This window comes from Devosia sp. (genome assembly GCF_041917035.1).
Lineage (GTDB): Bacteria > Pseudomonadota > Alphaproteobacteria > Rhizobiales > Devosiaceae > Devosia_A.
In genome coordinates, this window is sequence record NZ_JAYRYM010000236.1 from 1 (window position 1) to 5768 (window position 5768).

Below are 5768 nucleotides of genomic sequence, written 5' to 3' on the forward strand. Positions count from 1 at the left end.
TGACCACCAGAACGGACGGCTTCTGCAGGATTTCCCGCCCCATGATGTATTTCTGCAGGTTCCCGCCGGAGAGCGAGCCGGCCATCGACGACGGCCCCTGCGCCTTGACGGAGAAGGAGGCAATCACTTCGCCCGCGTAGGTGCTGGCGGCCCCGGTCCGGATCAACCCGGCCGAGACCATCTTCAGCCGGTCGCGCGCGGTGAGAATGGTGTTGTCGGACAGGGAGAAATCCGGCACGGCGGCATGCCCGTTGCGCTCTTCGGGGACACTGGCCATGCCCCTGAGGCGGCGTTGCTTGGCGCTCAAGTGCCCGATCGGCGCGCCGTCGACGGTGATCGCCTCCGAGTCCACGCTCGGTTCTTCACCCGAAAGCGCCAGCAGCAAGGCGTTCTGGCCGTTGCCGGCGACGCCCGCGATACCGAATATCTCGCCCGCCCGGACGGTGAAGGTGATGTCCTTCAGCGCGGTGCCGAAGTGCCCGATCGCCGGCATCGACAGGCGGTTGACCACCAGCCTCGCCTCCCCGAAGCCGCGGCCGGCCGGCTTGGAAATCTCCTTGAGCCCGGCCCCGATCATCTTCTCGGCCATCGAGCGGCTGGTTTCGACCCGGGGATCGCAGGTATCGACCAGCCTGCCCCCCCTGAGGATCGTCGCACTTTCGCACAGCGCCTTGATCTCGTGCAGCTTGTGGGAAATGTAGAGGATCGAACAGCCTTCCCGGGCAAGCTGCCGCAACACCACAAACAGCTGCTCCACCTCCTGCGGGGTCAGCACCGAGGTCGGCTCATCCATGATCAGCAGCCTGGGATTGAGCAATAGCGCGCGGACGATCTCGATGCGCTGCCGCTCGCCCACCGAGAGGGTCGAGACGGTGCGGTGCGGGTCCAGCTTCAGCCCGTACTGTTCCATCACCTGTCGGATGCGGCCCTCGAGCTCGCGCCCGGCGATCCTGGCATCCATGCCCAGCGCGATGTTCTCCAGCACCGTCATCGCTTCGAACAGCGAGAAGTGCTGGAACACCATGCCGATGCCGAGCCGACGCGCCGCCTTGGGATTGGCGACGCGGATCGCCTCACCGTTCCAGCGGATTTCGCCGGCATCGGGCTGCATGATGCCGTAGATCATCTTGACGAGCGTCGACTTGCCGGCGCCGTTCTCGCCCAGCAGCGCGTGGATCTCGCCCGGCAGCACGGAGAACGAAACGTTGTCGTTGGCGAGCACGCCCGGAAAGCGCTTGGTGATGCCGCTGAGGGCGAGGCGTGGCGCCAGTTCAGTGTCCAACGACGGCTCCCGACTGCATTGCGGTGACCGGCCGTATGCCCAGTTCGACTTCCCGGCCGAGAGTGTGGACCATAATCTCCGCCGCCGCCAGCGCGGCAATCACTTCGGGACGTTTGTCCCCAGTCCCGGCCGGAAAGGCCTTGCCGCCGATCGGCAGCACCAGGCGCTCGAGTTCGCCAACCGGATGGCCCTCGGCGGCGTACCAGCTCCGGAAGCGGGCGCGCTTGGTCTTCGATCCGACCATGCCGACATAGGGCGCATCGCGGCGCTGCAGCGCCTCGGCCCCGATCAGGAAGTCGAGCGCATGATCGTGGGTGAGGATGGCGTAGGAACTGCCGGGCGGCGCCCGACGCACCATCGCCTCCGGCATCGGCACGGCGTGCGTCGCGACAAGGTCGGGGAGGCCGGACAGCTCCGCCGGTCGTGTATCGACGACGTGCACATGCACCGGCAGCGGCGCGAGGGCGTGCGCCAGGGCCCGGCCGACATGTCCGGCGCCAAACAGGAATATGTGCGGACGGGCCGCTACCTCCGCTTCGATGCGACCGATCAGCCGCGCGACCGCCGCCTCGTCCAGCCGCCGCAGCGAGACATCGACGCGGCCCCCGCAGCACTGCCCGATCTCAGGCCCGAGCGGAATGTCGAGGTCGTCGCCAGGCTCGCCCGACCGCAGCACCTGCCGGGCCCGGTCGATCACCAGGTACTCGAGCGCCCCACCACCGATGGTGCCGATCTGCCCCGTGGCCGATACCAGCATGAAGGCGCCGGCCTCGCGCGGCGAGGAGCCGCGGACGGCGGTGAGTTCGGCGGCGATGGCCGCCGGATGGGCGGTGAAGAAGGCCCGCAGGGCGGCGGCGGAAAGCGTCATGGCGTCGTGGCCGCCCGCCGTAGCCGCTCGACGGCAAACAGCACCCGCTCGGGGGTTGCGGGCATGTCGAGCCGGGGAGCGATGCGGTAGTCGGCGACCGATGCCACCGCCATGGAGAGGGCCTCGACGACCGAGTAGCCGAGGACCAGCGGCGGTTCGCCGACCGCCTTGGAACGACCGATCGCCGGCTTCTTGTTGACGCTCCACTCGGCGAGCCGGACGTTGAAGACGCGCGGCACGTCCGAAGCAAGCGGGATCTTGTAGGTGGACGGGGCATGCGTCCTGAGCTGCCCCTTCTGGTCCCACCACAGTTCCTCGGTGGTGAGCCAGCCCATGCCCTGGACGAACGCGCCTTCCACCTGCCCGATATCAATGGCGGGGTTGAGCGAGCGGCCGACATCCTCGAGCACGTCGGCGCGATCCACCTGGTACTCTCCGGTCAGGGTGTCGATGGTGGCCTCCGCACAGGCCGCGCCATAGGCGAAATAGTAAAAGGGCCGCCCGCGCCCGGTCGAGCGGTCCCAGTAGATCTCGGGGGTCATGTAGAAGCCGGCCGCCGACAGCTGGACGCGGTGCATCCAGCACGAGGTGGCGAGTTCGTCGAAGTGCATCAGCCTGTCGCCGACGCGGATGCCGCCGAACTGCCAGACGATCCCGGCCGGATCGACGCCGTGCAGCCGGGCCGCGTGGGCACTCATCCGCGCCTTGATCTGGTTGGCGCCGTCGAGCGCCGCCATGGCGTTGAGATCGGTGCCGGACGATGCCGCCGTCGCCGAGGTATTGGGCACCTTGCCGGTATTGCTCGCCGTGATCTTGACGCGATCGAGCGGCACCCCGAACGCGTCGGCAAGGACCTGCGCCACCTTGATGTGCAGACCCTGCCCCATCTCTGTTCCGCCATGGCTCAGATGCACCGAACCGTCGCGATAGACATGCACCAGCGCCCCTGCCTGGTTGTGCCAGGTCGCCGTGAACGAGATACCGAACTTGACCGGCACCAGCGCGATGCCCTTCCTGAGCACGCGGCTGGTGCGATTGAAGTCGAGGATCGCCCGTCGGCGGGCCTGGTACTCCGAGCTTTCCTCGAGGTCGGCGATCACCCGGTGGATGACATTGTCCTCGACCACCTGGTGATAGGGGGTGATGTTGTTGCTGTCGGTACCGTAGAAATTGGCCTTGCGGATCTCGAGCGGGTCCTTGCCCAGAGCATAGGCGATGTCCTCGATCCAGCGCTCCGCCGCGACGATCCCCTGCGGACCACCGAAACCGCGGAAGGCGGTGTTCGAGACGGTATTGGTCTTGAGCGGCTGCGACTGCACGCGGACGGCGGGGTACCAGTAGGCATTGTCGCAGTGGAACAGCGCCCGGTCGGTCACCGGGCCGGAAAGATCGGCCGAATACCCCGAACGGGCCGCATAGGTGGCGGCGACCGCCTGGATGCGGCCCTCGTCATCGTAGCCGACCTCGTAGTCGACGACGAAATCGTGCCGTTTGCCGGTGATCGAGAAGTCGTCGTCGCGATCGGGGCGGAGCTTCACCGCCCGCCGGTATTTCCGCGCCGCGACCGCAGCGACGCAGGCGAACAGGTTCCCCTGCGTCTCCTTGCCGCCGAAGCCGCCGCCCATGCGGCGCATGTTGACGGTGACCGCGGCGTGCGGGATGCCGAGCACCTGGGCCACCATCACCTGAATCTCGGTGGGGTGCTGCGTCGAGGCCTGGATGGTGATCTCGTCGTCCTCGCCGGGGATGGCGAGGGCCACCTGGCTCTCGAGATAGAAGTGCTCCTGCCCGCCGATCGTCACCGAGCCGGCGACCCGGTGCGTCGATGCGGCGAACCCCGCCTCGACGTCGCCGCGCTCGAGCTTGAGCGGCTCCGTCACCAGCCGGCCTCCTGCCGCCCGGGCGGCGGCGATGTCGGTTAGGTGCGGCAGGTCCCGGTACGCGATACGGGCGAGCCGGGCGGCACGGCGTGCCGCTTCCCGGTCGAGGGCGATCACCGCGAAGATCGCCTGTCCGTGGTGCTCCACCACGCGGTCGGCAAACACCGGCTCGTCGTGCTTGTGGACGGTGCTGATGTCGTTCTCGGCGGGGATGTCCGCGGCCGTCAGGACGCCGACGACCCCGGGTGCGGCACGCACCGCGTCGAGATCGATCGAGACGATCTCGGCATGGACCCGGCTCGACAGCCCCAGATAGGCGTGCAGCGTGCCCTCCGGCTCGGCCAGATCATCGACATAGTCGGCGCGGCCGGCCACCTGCTTGATGGCGGAGTCGTGCGGGACCGAGACGTGGAGCGGCGAAGCGGTGATGGCGGACTGCCTGTTCATGCCACCTCCCGCGTCAGCCGTTGGCCTTCGCCGATCGTCTCGAGGTGGAACCGCCGCAGCAGGTTCTGCGCGGCGAGCAGCCTGTAGCCGGCCGATGCCCGCATGTCGGTAAGCGGCTGGAAATCGGAGGCAAAGGCCGGCAGCGCTGCCTCGATCGTCGCCTCGGTCCAGGCCTGCCCGAGCAGCGCGGCTTCGACCGCAATGGCGCGCTTGGGCGTCGCCGCCATGCCGCCGAAGGCGACGCGCACCGACGCGACATGGCCCCGCCCGTCGAGCGCTACGCGGAAGGCGCCGCAGAGCGCGGAAATGTCCTCGTCGCGGCGCTTGGAAATCTTGTAGCAGGCGAAGCGCTCGCCGGCCGGCAGCAACGGCACGCGCACGCTCTCGATGAACTCGCCTTGCTGCCGGTCCTGCTGGCCATAGGCAATGAAGAAGCTCTCAAGCGCCAAGGTGCGCCGTGCACTGCCCCTGCGCAGCGTGATCGTGGCATCGAGCGCGATCAGCGGCGGCGGCATGTCGCCGATCGGCGAGCCGTTGGCGATATTGGCGCCGACGGTGCCCATGTTGCGCACCTGCGCCCCTCCGATCCGGCCCCACAGCTCCGCCAGTTGCGGGAAGCGCGAGACCATGGCATCCGCTGCCTCGGCATAGGTGACGGCGGCCCCGATGACGAGGGCGCCATCCGCTTCGGCAAGACCGCGCAGCTGGTCAACCTCGCCGACAAAGATCAGTGGCCCGATCTCGCGCATGAACTTGGTGACCCACAGGCCCACATCGGTGGAGCCCGCGACCAGTGTCGCGGAGGGATTGTCGAGATAGGCGGAGGCCAGATCGTCGGCCGAGGCGGGAACAATGATCCGGTTCCGTTCCTCGCCGACCTCGACGCGGCGTCCGTCGCCGATTGCGCCAAGACGTGCCTTGATCCTCGCCCGCTCGGCGACCAATGGATCACCGGCGGGCGCGCCGTATTGCGAGATCGCCTGGCCGGCCCGGATGATCGGCGCATAGCCGGTGCACCGACAGAGATTGCCCTGCAGCGCCGTCTCGATGGCGCTCACCGTCGGTGCCGGTTCCGCCATCCACAGCCCGTAGAGCGACATGACGATGCCGGGGGTGCAGAAGCCGCACTGGCTGCCGTGGTGATCGACCATGGCCTGCTGTACCGGGTGCAGCGGGCCGTCGGGAGCGCTCAGATGCTCGATGGTCACCACATGCGCGCCGTCGAGCGAACCGACAAAGCAGATGCAGGCATTGACGCTGCGATAGACGAGGTCGCCGTTGCGCAGCCGCC

General features: G+C 68.2%; 4 protein-coding genes. All 4 read right to left on the minus strand.

All coding sequences use genetic code 11. The features are described from left to right. On the minus strand, positions 1-1282 hold a 1282-nt coding region (locus ACE3TU_RS18120; protein ID WP_374626752.1), incomplete at its 3' end, for an ABC transporter ATP-binding protein. Continuing rightward, on the minus strand, positions 1272-2150 hold the full coding sequence (gene xdhC, locus ACE3TU_RS18125) for a xanthine dehydrogenase accessory protein XdhC (protein ID WP_374626754.1): 879 nt from the start codon (positions 2148-2150) through the stop codon (positions 1272-1274). The genes ACE3TU_RS18120 and xdhC, both read right to left, overlap by 11 nt. Further along, on the minus strand, positions 2147-4477 hold the full coding sequence (gene xdhB, locus ACE3TU_RS18130) for a xanthine dehydrogenase molybdopterin binding subunit (RefSeq protein WP_374626757.1): 2331 nt from the start codon (positions 4475-4477) through the stop codon (positions 2147-2149). Before xdhB ends, xdhC begins: the two co-directional genes overlap by 4 nt. After that, positions 4474-5768, minus strand: a 1295-nt coding sequence (gene xdhA, locus ACE3TU_RS18135; protein WP_374626759.1) for a xanthine dehydrogenase small subunit, incomplete at its 5' end; no start/stop codon positions are given. The genes xdhA and xdhB, both read right to left, overlap by 4 nt.

Excerpts from the sequence above, each read along its gene's own strand:
- xdhC (WP_374626754.1), bottom strand. The coding sequence starts at position 2,150 with ATGACGCTTTCCGCCGCCGCCCTGCGGGCCTTCTTCACCGCCCATCCG.
- xdhB (WP_374626757.1), bottom strand. The coding sequence starts at position 4,477 with ATGAACAGGCAGTCCGCCATCACCGCTTCGCCGCTCCACGTCTCGGTC.